At 71.9% G+C, this 24,255-nt stretch carries 21 protein-coding genes; 7 read left to right on the forward strand and 14 right to left on the reverse strand.

The window, feature by feature from the left end; translation table 11 throughout:
* Window positions 1–5 precede the first annotated feature (5 nt).
* A complete protein-coding gene (pheA, locus tag ACIRL2_RS25515) occupies window positions 6–953 on the forward strand; it encodes a prephenate dehydratase (RefSeq protein WP_395867629.1) in 948 nt (315 codons plus the stop codon).
* 22 nt (window positions 954–975) lie between these two features.
* On the opposite strand, the gene ACIRL2_RS25520 is transcribed toward pheA, so the two are convergent.
* Entirely contained in the window at window positions 976–2,622 is a 1,647-nt protein-coding gene (locus ACIRL2_RS25520; protein ID WP_402234722.1) for a diacylglycerol kinase family protein, read from the reverse strand.
* A gap of 30 nt (window positions 2,623–2,652) precedes the next feature.
* Window positions 2,653–3,468, reverse strand: coding sequence for a phosphatase PAP2 family protein (locus tag ACIRL2_RS25525; protein WP_402234725.1), 816 nt, complete (start codon window positions 3,466–3,468; stop codon window positions 2,653–2,655).
* A gap of 101 nt (window positions 3,469–3,569) precedes the next feature.
* On the opposite strand from ACIRL2_RS25525, the gene serS reads away from it, so the two are divergent.
* Together serS and ACIRL2_RS25535 are read left to right on the forward strand one after the other, a co-directional pair.
* On the forward strand, window positions 3,570–4,847 hold the full coding sequence (serS, locus tag ACIRL2_RS25530) for a serine--tRNA ligase (RefSeq protein WP_402234728.1): 1,278 nt from the start codon (window positions 3,570–3,572) through the stop codon (window positions 4,845–4,847).
* Complete coding sequence (locus ACIRL2_RS25535) at window positions 4,844–5,641, forward strand: HAD family hydrolase (RefSeq protein ID WP_395867637.1); 798 nt, start codon at window positions 4,844–4,846, stop codon at window positions 5,639–5,641. The genes serS and ACIRL2_RS25535 overlap by 4 nt, the downstream gene beginning before the upstream one ends.
* A 34-nt stretch (window positions 5,642–5,675) precedes the next feature.
* Here ACIRL2_RS25535 and ACIRL2_RS25540 read toward each other — a convergent pair whose 3' ends face one another.
* The 6 genes from ACIRL2_RS25540 to ACIRL2_RS25565 all read right to left on the reverse strand — a co-directional run bounded on the left by ACIRL2_RS25540 (window position 5,676) and on the right by ACIRL2_RS25565 (window position 12,291).
* On the reverse strand, window positions 5,676–6,944 hold the full coding sequence (locus ACIRL2_RS25540) for a CynX/NimT family MFS transporter (protein ID WP_402234730.1): 1,269 nt from the start codon (window positions 6,942–6,944) through the stop codon (window positions 5,676–5,678).
* Window positions 6,941–7,711: a FadR/GntR family transcriptional regulator gene (locus ACIRL2_RS25545; RefSeq protein WP_402234732.1), complete on the reverse strand. Its 771-nt coding sequence runs from the start codon at window positions 7,709–7,711 to the stop codon at window positions 6,941–6,943. Before ACIRL2_RS25545 ends, ACIRL2_RS25540 begins: the two co-directional genes overlap by 4 nt.
* Window positions 7,712–7,930: 219 nt before the next feature.
* On the reverse strand, window positions 7,931–8,884 hold the full coding sequence (locus ACIRL2_RS25550; protein ID WP_402234734.1) for an LLM class flavin-dependent oxidoreductase: 954 nt from the start codon (window positions 8,882–8,884) through the stop codon (window positions 7,931–7,933).
* Between the two features lie 2 nt (window positions 8,885–8,886).
* Window positions 8,887–9,813 carry a hypothetical protein gene (locus tag ACIRL2_RS25555; protein ID WP_402234737.1) on the reverse strand — a complete coding sequence of 309 codons (927 nt, stop codon included), beginning with the start codon at window positions 9,811–9,813 and terminating at the stop codon, window positions 8,887–8,889.
* Entirely contained in the window at window positions 9,810–10,613 is an 804-nt protein-coding gene (locus ACIRL2_RS25560; RefSeq protein ID WP_402234740.1) for an alpha/beta hydrolase fold domain-containing protein, read from the reverse strand. Before ACIRL2_RS25560 ends, ACIRL2_RS25555 begins: the two co-directional genes overlap by 4 nt.
* A gap of 160 nt (window positions 10,614–10,773) precedes the next feature.
* Window positions 10,774–12,291, reverse strand: a complete 1,518-nt coding sequence (locus ACIRL2_RS25565; protein WP_395867649.1) for an MFS transporter — start codon at window positions 12,289–12,291, stop codon at window positions 10,774–10,776.
* Window positions 12,292–12,386: 95 nt separating this feature from the next.
* On the opposite strand from ACIRL2_RS25565, the gene ACIRL2_RS25570 reads away from it, so the two are divergent.
* From ACIRL2_RS25570 to ACIRL2_RS25585, 4 genes are all read left to right on the forward strand, one after another.
* Entirely contained in the window at window positions 12,387–13,088 is a 702-nt protein-coding gene (locus tag ACIRL2_RS25570) for a TetR/AcrR family transcriptional regulator (RefSeq protein ID WP_402234743.1), read from the forward strand.
* Window positions 13,089–13,147: 59 nt separating this feature from the next.
* Window positions 13,148–14,035 (forward strand): LLM class flavin-dependent oxidoreductase, encoded by an 888-nt coding sequence (locus ACIRL2_RS25575; RefSeq protein ID WP_395867653.1) that lies wholly within the window; start codon window positions 13,148–13,150, stop codon window positions 14,033–14,035.
* Between the two features lie 74 nt (window positions 14,036–14,109).
* Window positions 14,110–14,913 carry an HAD family hydrolase gene (locus ACIRL2_RS25580; RefSeq protein WP_395867655.1) on the forward strand — a complete coding sequence of 268 codons (804 nt, stop codon included), beginning with the start codon at window positions 14,110–14,112 and terminating at the stop codon, window positions 14,911–14,913.
* A 170-nt stretch (window positions 14,914–15,083) separates the two neighbouring features.
* Window positions 15,084–16,058 (forward strand): phosphotransferase, encoded by a 975-nt coding sequence (locus tag ACIRL2_RS25585; RefSeq protein ID WP_402234746.1) that lies wholly within the window; start codon window positions 15,084–15,086, stop codon window positions 16,056–16,058.
* A gap of 149 nt (window positions 16,059–16,207) precedes the next feature.
* On the opposite strand, the gene ACIRL2_RS25590 is transcribed toward ACIRL2_RS25585, so the two are convergent.
* The 6 genes from ACIRL2_RS25590 to ACIRL2_RS25615 form a co-directional block, all read right to left on the reverse strand.
* Complete coding sequence (locus tag ACIRL2_RS25590; RefSeq protein WP_395867659.1) at window positions 16,208–17,803, reverse strand: protein kinase domain-containing protein; 1,596 nt, start codon at window positions 17,801–17,803, stop codon at window positions 16,208–16,210.
* A gap of 394 nt (window positions 17,804–18,197) precedes the next feature.
* Entirely contained in the window at window positions 18,198–19,334 is a 1,137-nt protein-coding gene (locus ACIRL2_RS25595) for a protein kinase (protein ID WP_402234749.1), read from the reverse strand.
* A 164-nt stretch (window positions 19,335–19,498) separates the two neighbouring features.
* Window positions 19,499–20,032 carry a bacterial proteasome activator family protein gene (locus ACIRL2_RS25600; RefSeq protein WP_395867663.1) on the reverse strand — a complete coding sequence of 178 codons (534 nt, stop codon included), beginning with the start codon at window positions 20,030–20,032 and terminating at the stop codon, window positions 19,499–19,501.
* Window positions 20,033–20,059: 27 nt separating this feature from the next.
* Window positions 20,060–22,900 (reverse strand): FtsX-like permease family protein, encoded by a 2,841-nt coding sequence (locus tag ACIRL2_RS25605; protein ID WP_402234752.1) that lies wholly within the window; start codon window positions 22,898–22,900, stop codon window positions 20,060–20,062.
* A complete protein-coding gene (locus tag ACIRL2_RS25610; RefSeq protein WP_395867667.1) occupies window positions 22,897–23,646 on the reverse strand; it encodes an ABC transporter ATP-binding protein in 750 nt (249 codons plus the stop codon). The genes ACIRL2_RS25605 and ACIRL2_RS25610 overlap by 4 nt, the downstream gene beginning before the upstream one ends.
* Window positions 23,643–24,227, reverse strand: coding sequence for a PadR family transcriptional regulator (locus tag ACIRL2_RS25615; RefSeq protein WP_395867669.1), 585 nt, complete (start codon window positions 24,225–24,227; stop codon window positions 23,643–23,645). Before ACIRL2_RS25615 ends, ACIRL2_RS25610 begins: the two co-directional genes overlap by 4 nt.
* Window positions 24,228–24,255 lie beyond the last annotated feature (28 nt).

Below are 24,255 nucleotides of genomic sequence, written 5' to 3' on the forward strand. Positions count from 1 at the left end.
ACGACATGTCCGACGCTCGTACGCCCGCCGCCGCGCCCCGCTGGACCTACCTCGGCCCCGCGGGCACCTTTACCGAGGCCGCGCTGCGTACGCTGCCCGGCGCGGAGCACGCCGAGGTCACCCCGATGGAGTCGGTGCCCGCCGCCCTGGACGCGGTCCGGCGCGGCGACGCCGACGGCGCGGTGGTCGCGCTGGAGAACTCGGTCGAGGGCGCGGTGTCCATCACGCTGGACGAGTTGGCGACCGGCGCCCCGCTGGTGATCACCGCCGAGGTGCTGCTGCCGATCGCGTTCGCGCTGTTGGTGCGTCCGGGCGTGGGCCTGGACGACATCAAGACCATCTCCAGCCACTCGCACGCGCAACCGCAGGTACGCAACTGGCTCACGACGAACCTGCCCGACGCGCACTGGTACTCGTCCGCGTCCAACGCCGACGCCGCCCGGCTGGTCCAGGAGGGGCGCTACGACGCGGCCCTGGCGGGCGAGTTCGCGGCCGCGCCGTACGGCCTGGTGCCGCTGATCACCGACATCCACGACGTCGAGGGCGCGGTCACCCGCTTCGTGCTGGTCGAGCGCCCGGACCGGCCCACCCGGCCCACCGGCGCGGACCGCACCACGGTGGTCGCGTACATCGTGGACGACCACCCGGGCGCGCTGCTGGAGATCCTCCAGGAGTTCGCGGTCCGCGGGGTCAACCTGACCAGGATCGAGTCGCGGCCGACCGGGGACGGGCTGGGGCACTACTTCTTCTCGATGGACGCCGAGGGCCATGTCGCGGATGCGCGGGTCGGCGAGGCGCTGATGGGGCTGCGTCGGGTGTGCGCGGCGGTGCGCTTCCTCGGGTCCTATCCGCGTGCCGACCAGGTCCGTCCGACGCTGCGTCGCGGGACCTCGGACGCCGAGTTCGCGAACGCGAGCGAGTGGCTGGCGCGCGCTCGCGGCGGCGGGATCTGAGTCGACGCTCCGCGGCGAGGCCTCAGGGAACACGCACCGTGAGCGAGCCGGGCCGGATCCGGACCGAGAGCCGGGTGCCGGGCCCGATCGGGTCGCCGTCCAACTCGCGCGGCTCCGGGCGATCGGTCTCGATCAGCACCCGGTGACCGGTGAAGTGCTCGATCGGGCGCAGCCGTTGCTGCTTGACCGGCACCACGGCCGGCTCCTGGTCACGGCGCCGGCCTATCACCCGCACCGTGGCGTGCGCCCAGCCGGTCATCCCGTACGGCGCGAACACCACGACGTCCAGGAGCCCGTCGTCCGGCGTGGCCCCGGGCAGCAGTTGCATGCCGGCCTGGAGCGCGCCGACGTTGCCGACCAGCACCATTCGGGCCCGCCGCCGGATCGGCTCGCCGTCGTCGACGGTCAGCGTCACCCGCATCCGCCGATCGCGCAGGTGCCGGGCCCCGGAGACCACGTACGCGGGCCAGCCGACCTTCTTCTTGAGCGCGTCCGGCGCGTCCGCGACCATCGCCGCGTCCAGGCCGATGCCGGCCATCGCGGTGAAGCAGCGCGGTTCCACGCCCGCGGTGCCGGCGAGTTCTTCGTCCGGGTCCACCGTGCCCAGGTCGATCCGCCGGTCGCGCCCGTGCATCGCGACGTGCAGCGCGTCGGCCACGTCGATCGGCAGCCCGAGGTTGCGCGCGAGCAGGTTGCCGGTGCCCGCCGGGATCACCGCGAGCGGGGTGTCCGTACCGGCCAGCGCGCCGGCGCACTCGCGGATCGTGCCGTCGCCGCCCGCCGCTATGACCAGGTCGACCCCCTCGGCCAGCGCCTTGGCGGTCACCCCGGCGCCGGGGTCGAGCACGGTCGTCTCCAGCCACAGCGGCTCGGCCCACCCGGCGTCCTGCATGATCCGGTCGATCCGGGTGCGCGACTCGGCGACGTCGAGCTTGATCGGGTTGACCACCAGCGCCGCGCGCGGCCGTCCGCCGTCCGCCCCCTGCGGCGCCTCGCGCCGGCGGGATCGAAATCCCCAGATCGATTTCGGGGACAACAGCGCGCGGTTCATCACCGCCAGCACAACGCTCGCGTACAGCAGCGACATCAGCACGTCGCTGGGGTGGTGCATGCCCCGGTACATCCGGCTCCCGGCCACCGCCAGCGGCACCGCGCCGAGCAGCACCCACACCAGGGCGACCACCGCGCGCCCGCGCAGCCGGCTCGCCAGCAGCACCGCCAGCCCGGCGTACAACGCGAACGCGGCGCCGGTGTGCCCGGAGGGGAAGCTCGACGTCGCGGCGGCCTCGTCCAGGCGCGGCACGTCCGGCCGGTCCCGCGAGACGAAGAGTTGCACGAGGAAGAACACCAGGGCCTGACCGGCCACCGAACAGGCCAGGAACAGCGGGCCGCGCCAGGAGTGGCCGACGATCCGGGCCACCACCGCCGCGAGCAGCGTGGTGGCGATGATCACACGGGTGTCGGCCAGGGTGGAGAACAGGTGGGTGGCGTCGTTCCAGCCCCCCGAGCGATGCTCGGCGAAGGTGCGGTCGAGGTCGTCCTCGATCGTGAACGGCCAGACACCGTCCAGGCTCTTGGTGATCAGCAGACCGAGGCCGACCATGACGAAGGTCAATATGGCAAGGGGCAGGACGATACGGCGCAGGAACCGTCCTGCTTCGGTCAGCATGACCGACATTCTTACCCGGCCACGGATCCTTCAGTTCCGCCGATCCGAAGAGTGCCCCTCCGTTCCGGGCCTAATGTGCCGAATCTCCGGATCCGGATCGTGCCCGTCGATCTCCGGTTCCAGCCCCTCGTCGGTCGCGTCCACATCCCGCAGTCCGGCGTCGCGACGCCACCATTCGAAGACCGCGGACGTCGCGGCGAGCACTATCAGGCCGAGCACCCAGCCGCCGAGCACGTCCGTGACGTAGTGCACACCGAGTGCGACCCGGGTGAACCCGACACCCACCGCCGATGCGATCGCGACCACCCACGCGATCGGCCGGCACGCCCGCGGGATCAGCGGCAGCAGCGCCAACAGCAGCACTCCGGGGCCGACCACGCCCATCAACGCGTGCCCGGACGGGAAGGACCAACCGCCCGCGTGATCGACCGGGTTGGGCAGATTCGGCCGGGCCCGGGTGAAGACGAGTTTGAACATCGCGCCCAGCAGCCCGCCGACCGCCATCGTGACGACCGCCCACACCACCAGCCGACGGGCGCCGCGCCACCACAACCACACGCACATGATCGCGACCAGGAGGCGGTACATGTTCGGATCCCAGACCCAGTCACTGAGGATCCGCAGCGCGTGCTGCCATCCGGGATGCTCGCGGACCCAGTCGTTCAGCCCGGTCGCGACGTCCTTGTCCAGGTCGAGCAGCGGCGACCACTTGGTTTCCACCAGGAGGGCGAGCAGCCCGAACGGCAGGGCGCCCACGAGCAGGGCGAGTGCGACCAGGGTGATCCTGAGGCCGAACCGTCGGTCGGGGTCGAGGCGCCTTCTGGTCCAGGTCGGGGTGGAGGTCATCTCTCATTCTTAGCCCGAATCCCGCCCGTCACTTCATTCACCCGCCATCGGCTTCGACGCACTCGGGAAATCCGTTGGCGGTCCCCCGGTAGGCTTCGGGTGTGATCGACCTGCGACTGCTCCGTGAGGATCCCGACCGTGTCCGCGCTTCGCAGCGCGCTCGCGGCGAGGACGAGACCATCGTCGACGCGCTGCTCGCGGCGGATGAGCTCCGCCGCTCGTCGGGCTCCCGGTTCGACGCGCTGCGCAACGAGCAGAAGTCGATGGGCAAGCAGGTCTCCAAGGCCAAGGGCGACGAGCGGCAGGAATTGCTGACCCGGGCCCAGGCGCTGGCCGGTGAGGTCAAGAGCGCCGACGCGGAGCAGGCCGAGGCCAAGGCCGAGACCGACCGGCTGCTCAAGGCGCTGGCCAACCTGATCGACCCGGACGCACCGGTCGGCGGCGAGGAAGACTTCGTCACGATCGAGGAGATCGGCACCCCGCGCGACTTCGCGGCCGAGGGCTTCGAGCCGCGCGACCACGTCGAGTTGGGTCGCGTGCTCAAGGCGATCGACGTCGAGCGGGCCGCGAAGGTCTCCGGCTCGCGCTTCTACTACCTGACCGGCATCGGCGCGCTCCTCGAACTCGCGCTGGTCAACATGGCGATCGCGCAGGCGACCGAGGCCGGCTTCACGCCGATGCTGACGCCCGCGCTGGTGCGCCCGCCCGCGATGGAGGGCACCGGCTTCCTCGGCCAGGCCGCGGAGAACGTGTTCCACCTCGAGGCCGACGACTACTACCTCGTGGGCACCGCCGAGGTACCGCTCGCGGCGTACCACATGGACGAGATCATCCCGGCCGCCGAACTGCCGCTGCGCTACGCCGGCTTCTCGCCGTGCTTCCGCCGCGAGGCCGGTACGTACGGCAAGGACACCCGCGGCATCATCCGGGTGCACCAGTTCGACAAGGTCGAGATGTTCTGCTTCGTCGCGCCCGAGGAGGCCGAGGCGGAGCACCGGCGTCTGCTGGCGTGGGAGAAGGAGTTCCTGAACCGGCTCGAACTGCCCTACCGGGTGATCGACGTCGCGTCCGGCGACCTCGGCTCCTCGGCCGCGCGCAAGTTCGACATCGAGGCGTGGATTCCGACCCAGGGCAAGTACCGCGAGGTCACGTCCACCTCGAACTGCACCGAGTTCCAGGCCCGCCGGCTCCAGGTGCGGATGCGCGACGAGCAGGGCACCCGCCCGCTGGCCACGCTCAACGGCACGCTGTGCGCGGTGCCGCGCACGATCGTGGCGATCCTGGAGAACCACCAGCGGGCGGACGGCTCGGTCGTCGTACCCGAGGCGCTGCGTCCCTTCCTCGGCGGCCGTGAGGTGCTGGAACCGGTGCAGGCGTGACCTTCTCCCTGGTCGCCACCGACCTGGACGGCACGCTCCTGCGCGAGGACCACACCGTCTCGGAGCGCAATCGTGCGGCGTTGGCCCGGGTCACCGCGGCCGGCGCGAAGCACGTGATAGTGACCGGGCGGGCGGTGACCTGGACCCGTCCGGTGTTCCAGGCGCTGGGCTACCGGGGCCTCGCGGTGTGCGGGCAGGGCGCGCAGGTCTACCACGCGGGCGAGGACCGACTGCTCACGTCGGTCACGCTGGACCGGCAGCTGGCCAGGCTCGCCACCGAGCGGTTGACCGAGGAACTGGGCGCGGTGCGGTTCGCGGTCAGCCGGGATGGCCTGTGCGGCGAGATCGTGGTGGAGCACGGCTACCCGTACAACCCGGTGTTGCCGGTGCGTGTGGTCCGAGACCGCGACGAGTTGTGGTCGGAGCCGATCCTCAAGCTCTACCTGCACCACGAGGACTACGACGACGACCGGTTGACCGCGTGCGCGCGCAAGATCTGCGCCGGTCTGGTGGACGTCACGCACGCCGGGACGGGCATCGTCGAGCTCTTGCCCCTGGGCCTGAGCAAGGCGGTCGGCCTGTCCCTGGCCGCGCGCAAGCTGGGGGCCAGGGCCGCGGACACCATCGCGTTCGGCGACATGCCCAACGACGTCGCGATGTTCAAGTGGGTGGCACACGGCGTCGCGATGGCCAACGCCCACGCCGAACTGCTCGCCGTGGCGGACGAGGTGACCCTGTCCAACATGGACGACGGCGTCGCGGTGGTCCTGGAACGGCTGTTCCCCGACCACTGAGCACCCGTTCCGGCGAGCCGAGCCTCGTCCCACCTCACCCGACGGGTGCACGATCGCCCGGCACGACCTCGCGCGCCACGCGCACGTGCATCGGGCGCGAGGCGCCCACCCCGCAGGCGAGGGCGCACACGCACAACACCAGCATCAACACGATCGGCACGGTCCACCCGTCGGTCGCCTGACGCAGCGCCCCGGCGGCCAACGGCCCGAACGCGGCGAGCACGTACCCGACCGCCTGGGCCATCCCGGACAGTTGCGCGGCCGTGTTCGGATCCGGCGAGCGCAGCACGATCAGGGTCAGCGCGAGCGAGACCGCGCCGCCCTGCCCCAGCCCCAGGAGCACCGCCCACAACCACGCACCGCCCGTCGGCGCGACCATCAGCCCCACGTAGCCGGCCGCGACCAGCCCGATCGAGGCGATCACCAACGGGCTCTGGTTGCGCATCCGACCGGCGATGATCGACCCCGCGAGCGAGGCCGGGATCTGGACGAACGTGTTGAACGCGAAGATCGTCGCCGCGGTGCCCTTGCCCATCCCGTTGTCGGTGAGGATGGTCGGCATCCACGCCAGCAGTACGTAGAACAACAGCGACTGCAGGCCCATGAAGCCGGTCACCAGCCAGGCCAGCGGCGACCTCCACAGACCCGGCACGTGCGGCATCGCCGCCGCGACGCTCCCGCGCCGACGGCGCACGTGCGGCAGCCAGACCGCCACCGCCGCGAAGGCGAGCAGCGCCCAGACGCCGAGCGCCGGCTGCCAGCCGTGCCCGATCGCCTTCTCCAGCGGCATCGTCGCGCCGGCCGAGACCGCCGCGCCGAACACCATGGCCGCGCTGTACACGCCGATCATCGCCGCCGCCCGATGCGGGAACTCGCGCTTGACCACACCCGGCATCAGCACGTTCAGCACCGCGATCCCGGCGCCCACGAGCGCGCCGCCCGCGAACAGCGCGGTCAGGTCGGGAATCACCCGCAGCAGGATCCCGACGCCCACCACGACGAGCGCGCCGAGCAGCACCGTCTCGGTGCCGTACCGGCGGGCCGCGATCGGCGCGAGCGGCGAGATCAGGCCCAGGAACAGCACGGGTATCGCGGTGATCAGGCTGCCCGTGGTCGCGGACAGGTGGAACACCTCGCGCAGTTCGCCCACCAGCGGCGACACACTGGAGAGCCCGGCCCGCATGTTGAGCGCGATCAGCACGATGCCGGCGAGCAGCAGCGCGCCGCCGGTCGCCCGCGCGGTGCTCGTGCCGGTCCGGCCGGACCTGCCGGTCGGGGGTATGCGCAGTTCGGTCGTGCTCATGCGTCGTGCTCCATGGGGTGGTGCCCTGTCGGGTCGTGCAGCAGTGCGTCCAGGGCGATCACGGCAGGTTCGAGGATGCGCCGCACGGCGCGTTCGGCCGCGTCCGGATCGCCCGCCTCGATCGCGTCGGCCAACGCCACGTGCAGGGCGTGCGACGCGTCCGGCAGGGTGCCGTCGCCGACCACCGTGCGGATGCTGCGCCACAACGAGTCGCTGAACCAGCGGTAGGTGGAGACCAACGCCGAGTTGTGCGACGCGATGGCGATCGCGGTGTGGAAGGCCACGTCCTGCTCGACCAGGTCGTCCAACTCGCCCTCGGCCACGTCGCCCCGGTCGAAGTCGTGCGGTTCCGGGGTGTCCGCGCTGCCGTCGGCCGCGCCGCGCCTGCTCAGAGCGGCCCGGATCCGGTCCAGGTCCGCGGTGTCCCGGCGCTGCGCGGCGAGCCGGGCGGCCTCCACGTCCAGCGCTCGGCGCATCTCGAAGATGTCCCGCAGGTCGGCGTGTTCGATCCGGCGGACCAGGTCGCCGGGGTCGGTGGTCGAGCGTACGTAGGTCCCGTCGCCCTGGCGCGACTCCAGCATCCCGGCGTGCACGAGCACCCTGATCGCCTCGCGCACGGTGTTCCGGCCGACCCGGAGCCGCTCGGCGATCACGCTCTCGCTCGGGATGCGCGCACCGATCGGCCAGGTCCCGGCCGTCAGTTGGGCACGGAGCTGGTCGATCGCGTCGTCGACGAGGGATCGCCGACCGGCTGCCTGAAGCGACATGGACTCTCCCGAATTCGTGGGGTTGCCCGGTCATCCTACAAGTAGCTGCATAGTGCACGCGATAGGGCGGCAAAAAGCCGGCGCCCGCGGCCCGAGGTCCACGCACGCCGGCTTTCCCCTTCGACCGGTGCGACCGGTCCGACCTGCGCAACCGGTGCGACCAGTCCGATCCACGCGACCGGTGCACCGGTGCTGCCGGTGCGATCCGCGATCGTCGCGTCACGCGGCTCCCCGCAGCGGCGTGCCGGCGGCCTCGACCGTGCCGTAGACCTCGGCCAGCAGTCGGTACGAGCGCTCCCGGTCGGCCGGGTCGTGGGTGAACGTGTTGACCACCAGCTCGTCCACCCCGTGCCGGTCGGCCAACTCGTCCAGCCCGGCCCGGACCCGCTCGGGCGTCCCGGTCAGCAACGCACGCGCGTTGTGCCCGGCCCGCTCGCGCTCGGCGCCGGTCCAGCGGTGCGCGCGGGTGCGCGCCCGGTCCGGGAAGGGCTCGTCGAAGCCGAGGTCCTTGCGGCTGCGCCAGAGCAGGTACGCCGAGCCCAATTCGCTCGCGTCGGCCTCGGTGTCCGCGACGATCGTGCGGACCGCGAGGGCGGCGCGAGTACGGTCCGCGCCCGCCGGCCCCGCGCGGAACGTGCCCAGCGCGCCGACACCGAGCCCGGGGTTGAAGAAGTGCGCGAACGCGAAGTGGGTGCCCAGTTCGGCGGCGAGGGCGGCGGATCGGGTACCCGCGCCGAGCAGCCACACCGGCGGCGGGACGTACCCGGGGAAGTCCTGCGCCGGGTCGCCCAGGTGCCCGAGCAGTTCGGCCACCTGCTGTGGAAAACGGTCGGCCGGGCCACCCGCGCGGCCGATCCCCAGGTCCACCCGGTCCGGATACAACGCGGCCAGCACCCGGAAGACCTCGGCCGGCTTGGCCGGCGCGTAGCGCGGCAGCAACACCCCGCCGCTGCCCACCCGCAGCCGGTGAGTGTGCGCAAGCAGCGTCGCGACCAAGACCTCGGGCGCGGTACCGGCGAAGCTCGGCGAGCCGTGGTGCTCGGCCACCCAGTAGCGGTGGTAGCCCAGCCGGTCGACGGTACGGGCCAGGTCGAGAGTCGCGGTGAGCGCGTCGGCCGGCGTACCGCCCGCGGGGATCGGCGACTGGTCCAGGACGGAGAGGCGGATGGACATGATCAAGCTCCGTTCTCGATGCGCACGGCGTGTGCGGCGTGGGTGGTGGTGCTCTCAACGCGAGCAGTGCTCTCTTCGTGAGCGGCGCTCTCTTCGTGAACAGCGCTCTCGCTGTGAGCAGCGCTCTCAACACGGGCGGCGCTCTCTTCGTGAGCAGTGCTCTCGCTGTGAGCAGTGCTCTCAACGCGACCAGTGCTCTTCTCGCGAGCGGTGTTCTCTACGTGAGCAGTGCTCTCAACGCGGCCGCTGCTCTCAACGTGAGCAGTGCTCTCGTGGTGACCACTGCTCACAACGTGAGTGGTGCTCTCCTCGCGAGCAGCGCTCTCGACCTGACCAGCGCTCACGTCGAGAGCAGTGCTCTCCTCGCGAGCACTGCTCTCAACACGAGCACCGCTCACCCCGCGAGCACCGCTCTCAGCCCTCCCCGCACCCCCAAGCACCCGCTCGCCACCCGTCGGTCGCGTCGTCGCCGGGACGATCCGGAAGTCCCGCAGGAAGACCAGGTTGTGCAAATCGGCGGCGGCGATCGTGCGCAGCGTGGGCAGTTCCTCGATGGCCTGCTCGGGGGTGAACACGTTCAGCGGCCATTCCCGGACCGTGCCGCCGCGTAGGTGCGGGTGATGGAAGCCGGCGCCGTAGACCGCCCGCAGCGTGATCGGCGGGACGCCGGCCGCGCGCTGCTCGGGCCAGGACAGCGCCCAGATCGCCTCCAAGCCGCCGTCCGGCGCGCGTCGGACGCCGCTCGCGGTGTACTCGCCGGTGCCCAGCAGCAGGTCGGCGTCCAGTTCGGCGAGCGCCCGGCGGGCCTGTGGGTCGAGCAGCGCGACGGCCGCGCCGAACAGCCTTTCCTTGTCCCGGCGCGAGACCACGTCGCCGTGGGTGCCATCGCGCAGGTCCGCGAAGTGCCGCAGCAGAGCGGTGGTGTTCATCGGGTCCTCCTCGGGGACGCGGTGCGGTGGGCCGCGGCGTACGCGGTGCCCAGGCGGTGTCGGAAGGCCGGGTCGGTCAGGAAGGCGCCATGCCCGGTGCCGGCGAGTTCGTGCAGGTCGATCGGGACGCCGGCGGCGCGCAGTCGGCGGGCGTAGCCGCGGACGTCGTCCACGACCGGGTCGAGCGAGCCGACCACGAGGATCGCCGGGGCAACCCCGGTGAGGTCCTCGGCCTCGTCCGGCGTGCTGTACAGCGGTCGCGCGCCGGCGGCGGCCGGGTGGGTCGGCGCCTCGCCCCGGTACGCCCGCCAGGCCGAGCCCAGCGCCGCGCGGGACGGGAAGGCTCCCCGCCGACCGCGGTAGGACCCGGCTCGGCACCCGGGGTCGATCGGCGGATAGGCGAGCACCTGCGCGGCGAGCGGCCGGCCGAGGTCGCGCCGGGCCAGCGCGGCGGACGCGGCGATCGTGGCGCCGGCACTGTCCCCGCCGACCGAGACGTGCTCGGCGTCGGCCCAGTCCAGCACGGTGAGGACGTCGATCAGCGCGGCGGGGTGCGGGTGTTCGGGGGCCAGTCGGTAGTCGACACCGACCACGGTGGTGGCCGCGATCCGCGCCAGGTGGGCCAGGGCCGGCGCCCAGTCGACGGTGGCTCCCGAGCGCCAGCTCCCGCCGTGCGCCCAGACCAGCAGGCCGGCCGAGCCGGTTCCGCCGGGAAAGACCCGGACCGGGACGTCGTGATCGGCGCCGGGAACGATGATCGTCGGCGGCAGAGTGTCGGGAGTGGTGCGGGTCACGGCCATGACGAACCTCCTCGGTCTTGTCGTGAAGCCTGGGCGCACGAACTTGTCGTACGGCCTCGGGCGTACGAAGCGGGACGGGACGGCGCGGGACAGGGCGACGCGGGACGCGGGCCGGGGCCCGCGCGGCCAGGTTGGTGCCCGCCGAGCCGCCGGTCGGCACTCAGACCGTCGTCCGCCGAGCCCGACGCGGCGCCAGGAACAGCCCCGCGAGCAGCGCCCCGAGCAGGACCAGGGCCGAGTCGATCAGGATCGCGACGGCGACCCCGGACAGGACCGCGTCGGGTCCGGTGCTGCCGAGCGAGCTCATTCGCGCGGTGGCGATCGCGCTCATGATCGGGATGCCCATCGTGATGCCGACCTGCTGGGTCATCGTGGCCAGACCGGTGGCCAGGCCCTGCTCGGCGTCCGGCAGGCCCGAGGTCGCGGTGACCATGAAGCCCACGATCATCAGCATGTTGCCGATGCCGCCGACGAAGGTCGCCGCGAGCAGCAGCCAGATCCACCCGCCGGAGCTGCCGAGGGCGACCAGCGACAGCGTGGCCAGTGCCTGGACGACGCCGCCGCCGACGATCGTGGCGCGGGTGCCGAACCGGCCCACCGCCCGGCCGCCGAGCGTGCCGCCGATGACCGTGCCGATGCCCAGCACGCCGAACGCGAGCCCGGTGGCCAGCGGCGAGTAGTCCAGGACCTCCTGGAGGTAGAGCGTGAGCAGGAAGACCAGCGAGGTCTCGGTGACGAACGCGATCAGGCCGGTGATGTTGCCCCACAGCACGCTGCGGCGCTTCATGATGCCGACCGGGACCAGCGGTGAGGCGGAGCCTCGCTCGATGAACCAGAAGGCGACCAGGAGTCCGGCACCGGCGATCAGTGCCCCGAGGGTGGTGGGCTCGCCCCAGCCCTCGGCGCCGGCCTGGGTGAGCCCGAAGACGAGTGCCAGCAGACCGCCGGTGACCGCGATCGCGCCGGGGACGTCCAGCTTGGGCCGGTGGGTCGGCCGCGAGTCGGTGATCACGGACGGCGCGAGGATCAGCACCAGCGCGGCGACGGGGACGTTGACGAAGAAGGCCCAGCGCCAGGACAGCATGTCGGTGAGCAGGCCGCCCAGGACCGCTCCGGCGGTGAAGCCCGCCGACATCAGCGCGCCGTTCAGGCCCAGCGCCCGATCCCGCAGCGGTCCCTCCTTGAACGCGGTGGTCAAAAGCGACAGGCCGGCCGGCGTCACCGCGGCGGTGGCCAGGCCCTGGAGCACCCGCGCGGTGAGCAACATCTCGGGCGAGGTGGCGAAGCCGCCGAGCGCCGAGGAGGCGCCCAGGAGGGCCATGCCGCCCAGGAACAGTCGCTTGCGGCCGAACAAGTCCGCGACGCGGCCGAAGAGCAGGGTGAATCCGGCGGCGGTCAGCGCGAACGCGGTGGCCACCCATTGAAGGTTGTTCAGCGAGAAGCCGAGGCCCTCGCCGACCACGGGCAGCGCGACGTTCAGAATCGAGAAGTCCACCGCGATCATGAACTGGGCGCCGAGGAGAAGGGTGAGGATCAGCTTCTGCTGTCCGGTCATCCGGTCGCCGCGCGATTCGGGCGGGGCGTCCGGCGATGCGTCGGCCGATGTGGCTGGCGGTGCGGCGGGCGGTGCGGCGGGCGCGGCCTCGACGGGCCTCGCGCGGTGGTCGAGCGTGGACATGTGCGTCTCCCGAGATGCTCTAACGGGTCTGCTTTCCCGTTAAGATGTTCCGAAGGTAGCACGCTGGATCGACTTAATGGAACAGGAGTCCCGTTATGACTTCGGATGGTCTCGCCGGCGATCCCCCTCCCGGCTCCGCCGACCGCTCTGCGGAACCGGCCGACGCACCGGCCGCACCGACCGCACCGACCGACGCACCGGCCGATCCGGGCACGGTCCGACCCGGCGGACGCACCGCCCGGGTCCGCGAGGCCGTGCTGCGCGCGGCCGGGGATCTGCTCGCCGAGCGCGGCTTCGCCGGTCTCGACCTGGCCGATGTCGCACAGCGCGCCGAGGTCGGCAAGACCACCGTGTACCGGCGCTGGGGCAACACCACGGGCCTGGTCGCGGACCTGCTGGTGGACATGGCCGAGAGCTCGGTGTCGCGCGCCGACACCGGGTCGCTGCTCGGCGACCTGCGGGCCAACGCGCACCTGGTCCGCCGCACGCTCACCGACGAGCGGCAGGGGGCGCTGTTCAAGGCGGTGATCGCCGCGGCGACCTGCGACGCGCGGACCTCGGAGGCGCTGCACGCGTTCTACGCGACCCGGATCAAGGAGTGGGCGCCCTGCGTCGAGGCCGCGATCGAGCGCGGCGAGGCGCCGCCGGGCACCGACCCGCACGAGGTGATCCGCGCGGTATCGGGGCCGCTGTACTACCGGCTGCTGGCCAGTGGCGACCCGTTGGACGAGGCAAGCGCGGAGCGCGCCGCGACGGCCGCCGCGGCCGCGGCCCGCGCGGGTGCCTACGTCCCGTAGCCGACGGGCCGGCCGGCCCGTCCGCCGGTCCCGCTCGGTCGGGCACGTATGGTCGACGGATGCGTTTGAGCACTGTGATCCTCCCGATCCACCGCTGGACCGAGGGCCAAAAGGTCTGGCGTCGCGCCGAGGACCTCGGCTTCCACGCCGCGTACACCTACGACCACCTGTCCTGGCGCAGCTTCCGCGAGCAGCCCTGGTTCGGCGCGGTGCCCACACTCACCGCCGCCGCGACGGCCACCGAGCGGCTGCGTCTGGGCACGATGGTCACGTCGCCCAACTTCCGGCACCCGGTCACGCTCGCGAAGGACCTCGCGGCGATCGACGACATCTCCGACGGTCGGCTGATCGCGGGCATCGGCGCGGGCGGCTCCGGGTTCGACGCGACCGCCCTGGGACAACGGGAGTGGACCCCGCGCGAGCGCGCCGACCGCTTCGCCGAGTTCGTTCCGCTGCTGGACCGGTTGCTCACCGAGCCGGCGGTGACCGAGCAGGGCGCGTACTACACCGCCCACGACGTCCGGATGATCCCGGCCGGCCGGCGGAGCCCGCGGCTGCCGATGTACATCGCGGCGACCGGCCCCCGGGGCATGCGGCTGACCGCGCGGCACGGCGAGGGCTGGATCAGCTACGGCGACCCCCGCGACCCCAAGGCCGTCCCGGCACAGGACTGCCCCGCCGTGATCGCCGGACAGTTGGCGCGGCTGTCCGACATCTGCGCGGAGGAGGGCCGCAAGCCCGACGAGCTGGAGAAGGTCCTGCTCCAGGGCTCGACGCTGGAGCGACCGCTGGACTCGGTGGACGCGTTCGTCGACTACGCGGGCCGCTACCGGGAGGTGGGCATCACCGAACTGGTGCTGCACTGGCCGGTGCCGGACTCCGTCTTCGAGGCGGACCCGACGGTCTTCGAACGCATCGCGACCGAGGGCCTGGCCCAACTCGACTGAGCCGATCCGTGCCGACGGGTCGGTCGGCCCGGCCCCCCGGACCGGGTGAATCGTTTCTGAGCGAGGATGTACCCGTGACGATCACGAATCGCCCACGCCTAGTGGCCACCGACCTCGACGGCACCATCGTGCGCGACGACGGATCCATCTCCGAACGCACCCTCGCCGCGCTCGAACTCGTCGAGTCCGCCGGCGCCGAGGTGGTCTTCGTGACCGGCCGGCCGCCGCGCTGGATGAGCCGCGTCGCCGAGGTCACCGGCCATCGCGGCCTGGCCATCTGCGGCAACGGCGCGGTGGTCTACGACCTGCGGGCCGAACGTGTGGTGGGCACCCACACGATGGACGTGACCGCCGCGCGCAAGGTGACCCGGCTGCTCCGCGAGGCGGTACCGGACGTGTCCTTCGCGGTCGAGACCGAGACCGGCTTCATGCACGAGCCCGACTACCCCGCGCTGGAGCGCGACGTGTCGATCGTGCACGCGGTCGGTCCGGTCGAGGAGTTGCTCACCGGGCCGGTGCTCAAGCTGCTCGCCCGGCACCACAGCCTGGATCCCGACGTGTTCCTCGCGCTCGCCCGCGACCGGGCCGGCGCGTACGCGGAGTTCACCCACTCCTCCTCGATCGCCCTGGTCGAGATCAGCGCGCTGGGGATCAGCAAGGCCAGCACGCTGGCCTGGTTCTGCGCGCAGCGCGGGATCCGTACCGAGGACGTGGTGGCGTTCGGCGACATGCCCAACGATCTGCCGCTGCTGGCCTGGGCCGGACAGGCGTACGCGGTGGCAAACGCGCACCCCGACGTGCTCGCGGCGGTGATCCGGCATACCGGGAGCAATCAGGACGACGGCGTCGCCCAGGTGCTGGAGAAGTTGTTCGGCTGAGCCGATCGCGCATCGCCCGGTATCGGTGTACGCACCAACCGCCTCCTCGAACGCGTGACAGCAAAGACACGCTTACGCGTGAAGGTTGCACAGAGTAGCAATATGATTGCTTTCCGTGACATAGATTGACGCCCGTGTACATCCCCTCCCGGCCAGGGTCCCCACTGGCTGTGACGATCGATCGCTACCGGGTCGGCAAGGCACTCTCGTTCCGACCCATCGCCGAGGGCCTGCTCAACCGAGGCTACGAGGTCGTCACCACCAGGGGACGCTGGTTTCTCAAGCATTATCTGAACCAACGACCCGACACCATCCGCTTCCAGCACCACACCACCCAGCGGCTCGCCGCGTGCGGGATACCCGCGATCCCGCCGGTGGCCGACCGGCACGGGCGCACCGCACTCACCTCGCGCGGACGCTGGTTCGCGCTGTACCCCTGGGTGGACGGCGAGCACCGACGCGGCACGGAACTCGACGCCCGGGGCTGCGCGCGGGTGGGCGCGCTGCTCGGCGGCGTGCACGTGACGCTGCCGAAGTTGTTGCCGCCGATCCAGCAGCCGCTGCTGGTGCCCACGGCCGACCCGCACGAATCACTGGCCACCGTCGAGCGGCTGCTCACCCGGATCCGCGCCCGGCCCGGCCCGAACGCCTTCGACCGGCTCGCCGAGCTGCGCCTGATCGAGCGCCGCGCGATGCTCCTGCGGTACGCGCACCGCAGACCACGAGACCACGAGGCGCCGGGAACCGGCTACGTACACGGCGACTTCCATCCGCTGAACCTGCTGTACCGCGCCGGCGAGCCGGTCGCGATCATCGACTGGGACCGGCTCGCGGCGCTGCCCGACACCGAGGAACTGGTCCGGGCCGCGCTGATCTTCTTCACCGATCCGATCTCCGGCACGCTCGACCTCGCTCGGGTACGCGGTTTCGTGGACGGCTATCGCGCGGTGTTCGATCCGGGGCCCACCCAGCTCGCCGCCGCCGTGCACCGGCTGTGGTGGGAGCGACTGAACGACTTCTGGATGCTCACCCGGCACTACCTCGAGCACGACCCGCGCTGTGCCCCGCTCTTCCCCGCGTCCGCCGCGCTGATCGTGTGGTGGACGATGGCCTACGACGAGGTCCTCAAGGCGTTCCTGGGCTGACGAACCGGCCCCGCACGAGAAAACCCGCGCGCGCCACCGATCGTGGCTCGCGCGGGTTTCGCGTCTTCGGCCCTGAGGTCTCAGGCCCGCAGGTCGTGCGACCCGGAGGTCGTGCGACCCAGGGGTTGTGCGACTCGGGGGCGTACGACTCAGGGGGTCGTACCGCTGCCGCCCGCCGGATTGCCCCCGGCGGCGGCGCCGCCGGAGTCCGGCGGCTTCGTCTCGCCGCCGCCCTTGGTCGAACCCTGCGGCACGGTGGCCGACGTGCTCGGCCGGCTCGTCTCGGACGGCTTGTTCGACGGGGTCGAGGACGGCGAGTGCGACTGTCCCGAGGTCGTCCCGCCCGGATCGCGCGTGTTGGACGGCGGCGTCGTCTGCCGCCACGTCTGCGTCGGGTTGGACGGGGTCGCGCCCGACGTGCCCTTGGTGTTCGCGTCGGGGCTGGGCTGGTTGTTGTTGTTCCCCGGTTGCGCGCCACTGTCGTTGGTCACCGACACGGCGGGTCCGACCGGATCGTCATCCGAGGGGCTGTCCCCGTCCCCGGGCAGGCCCTTGACCAGGAGCACCGCACCGACCAGCACCAGGATCACCGCGAGCGCGGCCACCAGATAGAGCGGCAGCCTGCGCTTGTGCGCCGGCTCCTGCGGCAGGATCGGCAGTGGCCCGGTGCCGCCGTCGTTGGCCGGCGGACGCTGCTGCGACCCGGTGCCCGACTGCCCCGGCAGCGGTGGCATCGCCGCCGTCGCGTCGGTGGAGCCGGTGTGCCCCGCTGCCGCGGAACCCGCGGCGACCTGGCTCCACGAACCGAACTCGGGCCGGTTCTGCTGGGTGGGCACCCGCGGCGGAACGGCGACCGAGACCTGCTGACCGGCGAGCGCGCGACGGATGTCCATCCGCATCTCGTCGGCCGTCTGATACCGGTCGTCGGGGTTCTTCGCCAGCGCCTTCAACGCGATCGCGTCCAGGTGCGGAGGCACCCGGGGGTCCATCATCGACGGCGGACGCGGCTCGTCCTGGACGTGCTGGTACACCACCGACAGCGGCGTGTCACCGTTGAACGGCGGACGCAGCGCGAGCAGTTCGTAGAGCAGGCAGCCACTGGAGTACAGGTCGCTGCGCGCGTCGACGGTGCGGCCCAGGGCCTGCTCCGGCGACAGGTACTGCGGCGTGCCCATGACCATGCCGGTCTGGGTCATCGTGGTCGCCGCGCTGTGCATCGCGCGGGCGATCCCGAAGTCCATCACCTTGACCGCGCCCGAGTTGGTGATGATCACGTTCGCGGGCTTGATGTCGCGGTGGATGATGCCGTTCCGGTGGCTGTACTCGAGGGCCTCCAGGATCCCCTCCGTGACCCGGAGCGCCTGCTCCAGCGGTATGGGGTTGCCCTCGCCGAGCAGTTCCCGGACCGTGCGGCCCTCGACGCACTCCATCACGATGAACGGAACCAGTTCGTCGCCGACCTGGTCCTCGCCCGTGTCGTAGACCGACACGATCGCGGGGTGGTTGAGCGACGCCGCGTTCTGCGCCTCGCGGCCGAACCGCGAGCGCGCGACCGGATCCTGCGCGAGGTCCGGGCGCAGCGTCTTGACCGCGACGGTGCGACCGAGCCGCACGTCGTGGGCCATCAACACCTCGGCCATGCCGCCTCGGCCGAGTTGGCGACCGAGTTCGTAGCGGCCGGACCCGACCGTCTTCACCTGTGTGCCGGACGTCTCACGTTCGTCCGGTCCCGTCGGCGCGGTCATCGCTCCTCGCCCTGCGCGTCGGGGCGGCCCGTCCGGGGCCGCCGAACTGTGGCGATGGCGTGCGCCGCGAGCAGGGGAGAGCGGAAAGCACCACGGGAGCGGGGGAGCACGACGGTTCCAACGATCGGCCGGCCACAAAGGCACGCCGATTCGGGCGTCAGGGTTGCGGCCGGGGACTCGGAGCTCATCCTCGACAGTCCCCTCACGTGGCGCCGGGGCGTTGGCCCGCGCCGGTGTGCAGATGAAATGTGGCGCATCCTCGCGTCAAGTCCCGAAACGATACCGGGATCAGCGGTACTCCGTGTGAATTGCCCATGGTAACGGGATTCCGGATCCCCGGCCGATGCCTTGAGCGCTCCGGGCACCGCCCACCCGCGGGATCCGGCCGACTCGATCAACGCAACATCAGGATCGAGGCGAGCACCGCCAGCACGCCGAGCACCGTCGCCGCGAACGCGGCGCCCACACCGGTCTTGCGGCCGTACGTCCCCGGCGCGCTGTGCGCGCCCGCCGAACGGGCCCGGGGTCCGAACCCGGACAACACCCGCGCCCACGGCGGACCGCCGGCGGACGGACGGGCGGGCCGCTGCGGCGTCGGCGTCCCCGGCGGCCGCCCGGACTGCGCCGGGACGCCGGCGCCGTACAGGACCGAGTCCCAGACGTCCGCGGGCAGGATCCGACGCACCGACTCGCGCATCCGCCCGGCGGTGTCGAAGCGCAGGTGCGGGTCCTTGCGCAGCGCGTGCAGGACCAGGTCGTCGACCGCGCCGGGCACGTCGGGCCGGTACACGGACGGCGGGGTCGGCTCCTCGCGCATGTGTCGATAGGCGATGTGCACCGCCGTACCGCCGTCGAACGGCGGCACCCCGACCAGCAGCTCGTGCAGCAGGCATCCCACCGAGTACAGGTCGCTGCGGGTGGACGCGGGATGTCCGAACGCCTGCTCGGGTGAGAAGTACTGCGGGGTGCCCATGATCCGACCGGGGTCGGTGAGCGCGCCGTCGGTGACGAACAGCGCACGGGCGATGCCGAAGTCCATCACCTTGACCGCGCCGCCCGGGGTGATCATCAAATTGACCGGCTTGATGTCGCGGTGCACCAGGCCGCGGTCGTGGCTGTACTCCAGCGCGTCCAGCACCTTCGCGGTGATCGCGAGGGCACGCGGCCACGGCAGTGGACCGTGTGCCTCCAGCAGATCGCGCAGGGTCAGCCCCTCGATCAGCTCCATCACGATCCACGGCACCAGCACGCCGTCCTCGCCCGGGTCCGCACCGGTGTCGAACACCGAGACGATCGTGGGGTGGTTCAGCGCCGCCGCGTGCTCGGCCTCGCGGGCGAACCGCGAGCGCGCGACGGTGTCCTCGGCCAGGTCGCTGCGCAGGCGTTTGACCGCGACGAGCCGATCGAGCACCAGGTCGTGGGCCTCGTACACCACGGCCATGCCGCCGCCGCCGATCCGGCGCCCGGTGCGATACCGCCCGCCGCCGAAGACACGCCCGTTCGCCCGAGCCGGGTCTCCCGAAACGGTCACCGTCAGGCCGCCCTCCACGCCGCACGACTCGCGCACGATCCCGGCACGAATCGACCTACCGAAAAGCGCTCCCGTCGCACCGCCGACAGCCTGTCAGAGACGCGACGGGAGCGCACCGGGTCGGCGCCATCGAGCACCGCTCCGGGGTACGCCCCTCCCAAACGCTAGAGGTACGGACCCGACTGGGTGTGCGGCGGCTCACCCTGGCCACCGGGGACCACGCCGGGCGGGAGTGCCCGACGCATCGTCTCCAGTTGCGCGCGCGCCGCCATCTGCTGCGCGAACAGCGCGGTCTGGATGCCGTGGAACAGACCCTCCAGCCAGCCCACCAGCTGTGCCTGCGCGATCCGCAGCTCGGACTCGCTGGGTACCGAGTCGTGCGTGAACGGGAGCGAGAGCCGCTCCAGCTCCTCGACCAGTTCCGGGGCGAGTCCCTTCTCCAGCTCCTTGATCGAGCTGGCGTGGATCTCCTTGAGTCGCACCCGGCTCGCCTCGTCGAGAGGAGCCGCGCGCACCTCCTCCAGAAGCTGCTTGATCATGCTGCCGATGCGCATGACCTTCGCGGGTTGTTCGACCATGTCGGTCACCGCGAGTTCACCGCCCTCTTCACCGAGGCCGCCGCCGAGCGCCATGCCATCCGGCCCGACGATCACCACCTGCGGGTTCTCACCATTCGCTTCGCTGTTCGGCGTGTCCATACATCTCATCCTAGGAGCGCCGAGGGCTTAAGCCGTCCTGCCGCGCACCACCGCACGCGATCGTGTCAAAAGCGCCGCGAGCAGGGCCGCGAGGATCGGCAGCACGATCAGCGCGAGGCCCAGTTGCGACCACGGAATCACCAGTTCGGGAGCGTGCAGCCGACTCTTGGCCTCGGCCGGCATCACGTCCCACACGGCCGACTTCTGTCCTCGCCGTACGACCACCCCCGCGAGTACGCCCGCCGCGAGTCCCAACGCGGTCCCCAGGAACGCGATCACCCCGCTCTGGAACGCGGACAACCGGCGCCGCACACTCGGCGGCGCGCCCACCGCACCGAGCGTGGCCAGGTCCTTCTGCGCGTCGGCCAGTGCCAGCCCGGTGGCCACCCCGGACGCGCCGACCGTGACCACCAGCGCGAACACCGCGAGCAACAACATCCGCGCGTCGCTCATCGGCTGGAATCCGCGCTCGACGAAGACGAAGCCCTGCTCGGAGACCTTCGCCACCTGCTCCTCCAGCCGCTGCTTCTGCGCGTCCGAGGGCGAGCGCCCGGCGTCGTAGACCAACCCGGCCGGTTCGACGACGGCCCCGAGCACGCGCGCCGCCTCCGGCGAGGCGAACATGCCGGACAGGCCGAAGGGGGCTTGCACCGACACCGCGGGCAACCGCACACCCGGACGTTCCGACTCTGCCGCTCCCGGGGAGGGCATGTGGACCGATCCGAGGCCGGAGAACACCTCCTGTGACTTGACCTCCGCCTTGCCGTCCGGCCCGACGTACCCGTCCTCGAACAGGACCACCCCGCCGCGGGACAACACCTCGATCGCGCGTGGGTCGTCCGCGCCGGTCAGCTTGCGCAGCAGATCCGCGTCCCCGACCACCGACTGGAAGAAACCGTTCCGGGCCCGGGTCTCGTACCGGCATCTGGGATCGTCACGCCACCGGTCGTCGCCGGGGCGGGCCGGGCAGCGGGCCTCGGGCAACTTCTCCGGCCGGAAGGTGACGCACCTGCCTTCCTGCACACAGGTTCCGCCCAGCGTGCCCAGTGGTCCGCCCTTCGCGTCGGGCAGGATCCGCTCGACCGCCCGCCGGATCTCCTCGGCTCCACGCGTGCTCACCGCCGTCTCGCCCGGCGGCCCGCTCCCCGGCACACGCCCGGGGAAACCGATCAGGACGTGGTTCTCCTGGGCGTTGGGGCGGTACCTGTTCCGTTCGTCCGCGTTCTGGCTCGACCAGACCACCGCGATCACCACCGAACCCGCCACCGCGGCCATCACCGCCGCCACCGCCGGCGCGCTGCGCGGGCGGCTGCGGGCCGCGTCGCGCAGCGCCAATCGGGGGCTCAGCGGCAGGAAGCGACCGAGCTTCGCGGTCGCTCCGATCAGTGCCGGGCAACACGCGACCAGGCCCAGTTCGGCCACCACCACACCCGCGACGATGACCTTGTCGTTCGCGCCGTCCGCGCCGTACAGCGCGATGGCGACGCCGAGCGCGGCACCGAAGACCCCGGCGATCGGCAGCACGCGCGAACCTCGGCGCACCCCTCGGCGGCCGGACAACGACGCGGCGATGTCCTCACGGGCCGCGAGCCAGGCCGGGATCAGCGCGGCGAGTACGCCGACCGCCACCCCGACCGCGCCGATGCCGAGCAATTCGAGCGCGCGCACGTCGTAGCGGCCCAGCAGCCGGCCGGACTTCTCGGCGAACCACGGCCGCAGCAGGGCCGCGACCGCCATGCCCAGGGCCGTGCCGAGCAGAGCGCCGACCGCGCCGAGCACGACACCACCGCCGAGCACCACCCCGCCGATGTGTCGACGGCTGCCACCCGCGACGCCGATGAGCCCGAGTTCGCGCCGCTTGCGGCGCGCGCCCACCGCGAAGGCCGGGCCGGCGAGCAGGATCATCTCCAGCAGGCCCAGGCCCACGCCGATGCCACCGAGCCTGAGCGCGCGCGAGTCGACCCACTGGCGCGGGGTCTCGTACTGCAACTCGTCGCTCGCGGGCGGATCCTCGAGTACCACGGCGGACTTGACCACAAAGCCCTGCCGGTTGGCCTCCTTGACCTTCGCCCACGACACCCCGCCCGGCACCCGGATCAGCTCGTCGACCTGCTCGGCGAACGAACCACTCGCCCCCGGCAGGGCACGCATCGCGTCGAGCACCGCGCCCGGCCGGCCGATCACCACGGACTTGCGCAGATGGTTCGGCAGATCGACCGTGCCGACGATGCGAAACGTGCGACCGGTGGACTTCTCGGTCAGTCGCCCACCGACCCGGTATCCGCCCGAACGACGCAACTCCTCGGTGACGACCACCTCGTCGAGGGCTTGCGGGGCCCGCCCCCGACGCTGGAACACCATGCCTTCGGCGAGCGGCGCGGTGTAGTCGAACTCGCGGATCTGTACCTCGGTCCGACCGTGCTCCGTGGACACCGTCCCGTACCCGAAGCGGTCGATCAGTCGCTCGGTCACCCCGGGAATCGCCGCACTCGCCGCCCGGGAAGCCGGCCGATCGGGCAACCCGCCGGTCGGCAGCAGTGTTACGGACTGCCCGGGCGGCGGCCGATCCAGGTCGGCCGGACGCCACTCCTCGCCTTCGACATCCTGTCGAATCGCGACCGCGGGCGACGAGGTCCCGTCGCCCTGCCGCTCCGAAGCGGTATCCCGCACCAGGGCGTCCGCCTGCCCCATCGAGCGCGAGATCACCTCGTCGGTGTCCAACTGCACGCTGCGCCAGGACACGTCGGCCGCGCTCATCCCCAGTACCGGAAGCGCGATCATCGCGACGATCAGCGCGCTGCGTCCCTTGGCCCGCAGCGCGTCCCGACGGGCGATCCGCAAGGTCGCCCGCCACGAGCCCACGCTCATCGCGAACCACCCCGGGACAGCAGCGACTCGGCGTCGGCCGTGGAACCGGTGTCGTCCACGAGCCGACCGTCGCGCAGGAACACGATCCGGTCCGCCCACGCGGCGTGCCGGGCCTCGTGGGTCACCAGGACCACCGCCGCACCGGCCTCGCATCGCGCCCGCAGCACCCGCAACACCGCCTCGCCCGTGGTCGAGTCGAGCGCGCCCGTCGGCTCGTCGGCCAGCACCAGTCGGCGCTCGCCGACCAACGCGCGGGCGATCGCGACGCGTTGTTGCTGGCCGCCGGACATGTCGTCGGGAAAGCGGTCGCCGAAGTGTTCGAGACCGACCTCGGTCAGCGCCGCCTGCGCGGCCTGCCGGGCCCGGCGGATCGACACGCCGTCGAGTTCGAGCGGCAGCGCGACGTTCTCCGCGGCCGTCAGTGCCGGGACCAGGTTGAGGTCCTGGAAGACGTAGCCGACGCTGCGCCTGCGCAGCGCGGCCATCCGGCGCCGGTTGAGCCCGCCGAGTTCCTGCCCCTCGACCAGGATCTCGCCGTGGGTGGGCCGGTCCAGTCCGCCCGCGAGCATCAAAAGGGTCGACTTGCCCGACCCGCTCGGTCCCATCACGGCGAGCATCTCGCCCGGCGCGACGGCCAGATCCACCTCGGCCAGGGCTTCGACGCGCACGTCGCCCCGACCGTGGATCCGGCCCACCGACCTGAGTTCCAGTACCGGTTCCACTGTGCCCCCTGTGCCCTTGGTCATCGACGCGCCCCGCGCTTGCGGACGGGTGCGGGTCGCTCGTCCGCGGGAGTCGGTGCCGGCTCCCGCTCGGCTGCCCGGCGGGCCAGCCGCGCCTCGCAGTGGTCGAGCCAGCGAACCTCGGCCTCCGCGTGGAAGATCAGTGATTCCAGGACGAGTTGCCACGCGAGGTCGTCCTCGGCGGCGCGGGTCTTGAGCCGGGTGTAGTCCTGCAACGCCCGCAACGTGTGCGCGCGCTGTCCCTGGACCACCGACCGGACGTCGATCCCGGGCACCGTGACCGCCATCGCGAGCTTGATCGCGAGTTCGTCCCGGGGCGGGCTGGTGCGCGAGACCGGCGCCTCGAACCACTCGCGCAGTTCGGCCCGACCCTTGTCGGTGATCCGGTAGAAGACGTGCCCCTCGTCGTCCTCGCCGTCGGGTGCGACGAGTTCGTCGCGGTCCAGGCGGCCGAGCGTGGTGTAGACCTGACCGACGTTGAGCGGCCAGGTGGATCCGGTCCGGGCCTCGAATTCGGTCCGGAGCTGATAGCCGTATCGAGGGCCCTGATCGAGCAATGCGAGCAGACCGTGCTTGATGGACATACCGAGTATGTATACCCGGTATGCTCAA

It is taken from the genome of Embleya sp. NPDC127516 (assembly GCF_044765325.1).
Taxonomy (GTDB): Bacteria; Actinomycetota; Actinomycetes; order Streptomycetales; family Streptomycetaceae; genus Embleya.

Coding starts and splice junctions, on each gene's coding strand:
- pheA (WP_395867629.1), top strand. CDS start 6: ATGTCCGACGCTCGTACGCCCGCCGCCGCGCCCCGCTGGACCTACCTC.
- ACIRL2_RS25520 (WP_402234722.1), bottom strand. CDS start 2,622: ATGCTGACCGAAGCAGGACGGTTCCTGCGCCGTATCGTCCTGCCCCTT.
- ACIRL2_RS25525 (WP_402234725.1), bottom strand. CDS start 3,468: ATGACCTCCACCCCGACCTGGACCAGAAGGCGCCTCGACCCCGACCGA.
- ACIRL2_RS25540 (WP_402234730.1), bottom strand. CDS start 6,944: ATGAGCACGACCGAACTGCGCATACCCCCGACCGGCAGGTCCGGCCGG.
- ACIRL2_RS25545 (WP_402234732.1), bottom strand. CDS start 7,711: ATGTCGCTTCAGGCAGCCGGTCGGCGATCCCTCGTCGACGACGCGATC.
- ACIRL2_RS25550 (WP_402234734.1), bottom strand. CDS start 8,884: ATGTCCATCCGCCTCTCCGTCCTGGACCAGTCGCCGATCCCCGCGGGC.
- ACIRL2_RS25555 (WP_402234737.1), bottom strand. CDS start 9,813: ATGAACACCACCGCTCTGCTGCGGCACTTCGCGGACCTGCGCGATGGC.
- ACIRL2_RS25560 (WP_402234740.1), bottom strand. CDS start 10,613: ATGGCCGTGACCCGCACCACTCCCGACACTCTGCCGCCGACGATCATC.
- ACIRL2_RS25565 (WP_395867649.1), bottom strand. CDS start 12,291: ATGTCCACGCTCGACCACCGCGCGAGGCCCGTCGAGGCCGCGCCCGCC.
- ACIRL2_RS25570 (WP_402234743.1), top strand. CDS start 12,387: ATGACTTCGGATGGTCTCGCCGGCGATCCCCCTCCCGGCTCCGCCGAC.
- ACIRL2_RS25575 (WP_395867653.1), top strand. CDS start 13,148: ATGCGTTTGAGCACTGTGATCCTCCCGATCCACCGCTGGACCGAGGGC.
- ACIRL2_RS25590 (WP_395867659.1), bottom strand. CDS start 17,803: ATGACCGCGCCGACGGGACCGGACGAACGTGAGACGTCCGGCACACAG.
- ACIRL2_RS25600 (WP_395867663.1), bottom strand. CDS start 20,032: ATGGACACGCCGAACAGCGAAGCGAATGGTGAGAACCCGCAGGTGGTG.
- ACIRL2_RS25605 (WP_402234752.1), bottom strand. CDS start 22,900: ATGAGCGTGGGCTCGTGGCGGGCGACCTTGCGGATCGCCCGTCGGGAC.
- ACIRL2_RS25610 (WP_395867667.1), bottom strand. CDS start 23,646: ATGACCAAGGGCACAGGGGGCACAGTGGAACCGGTACTGGAACTCAGG.
- ACIRL2_RS25615 (WP_395867669.1), bottom strand. CDS start 24,227: ATGTCCATCAAGCACGGTCTGCTCGCATTGCTCGATCAGGGCCCTCGA.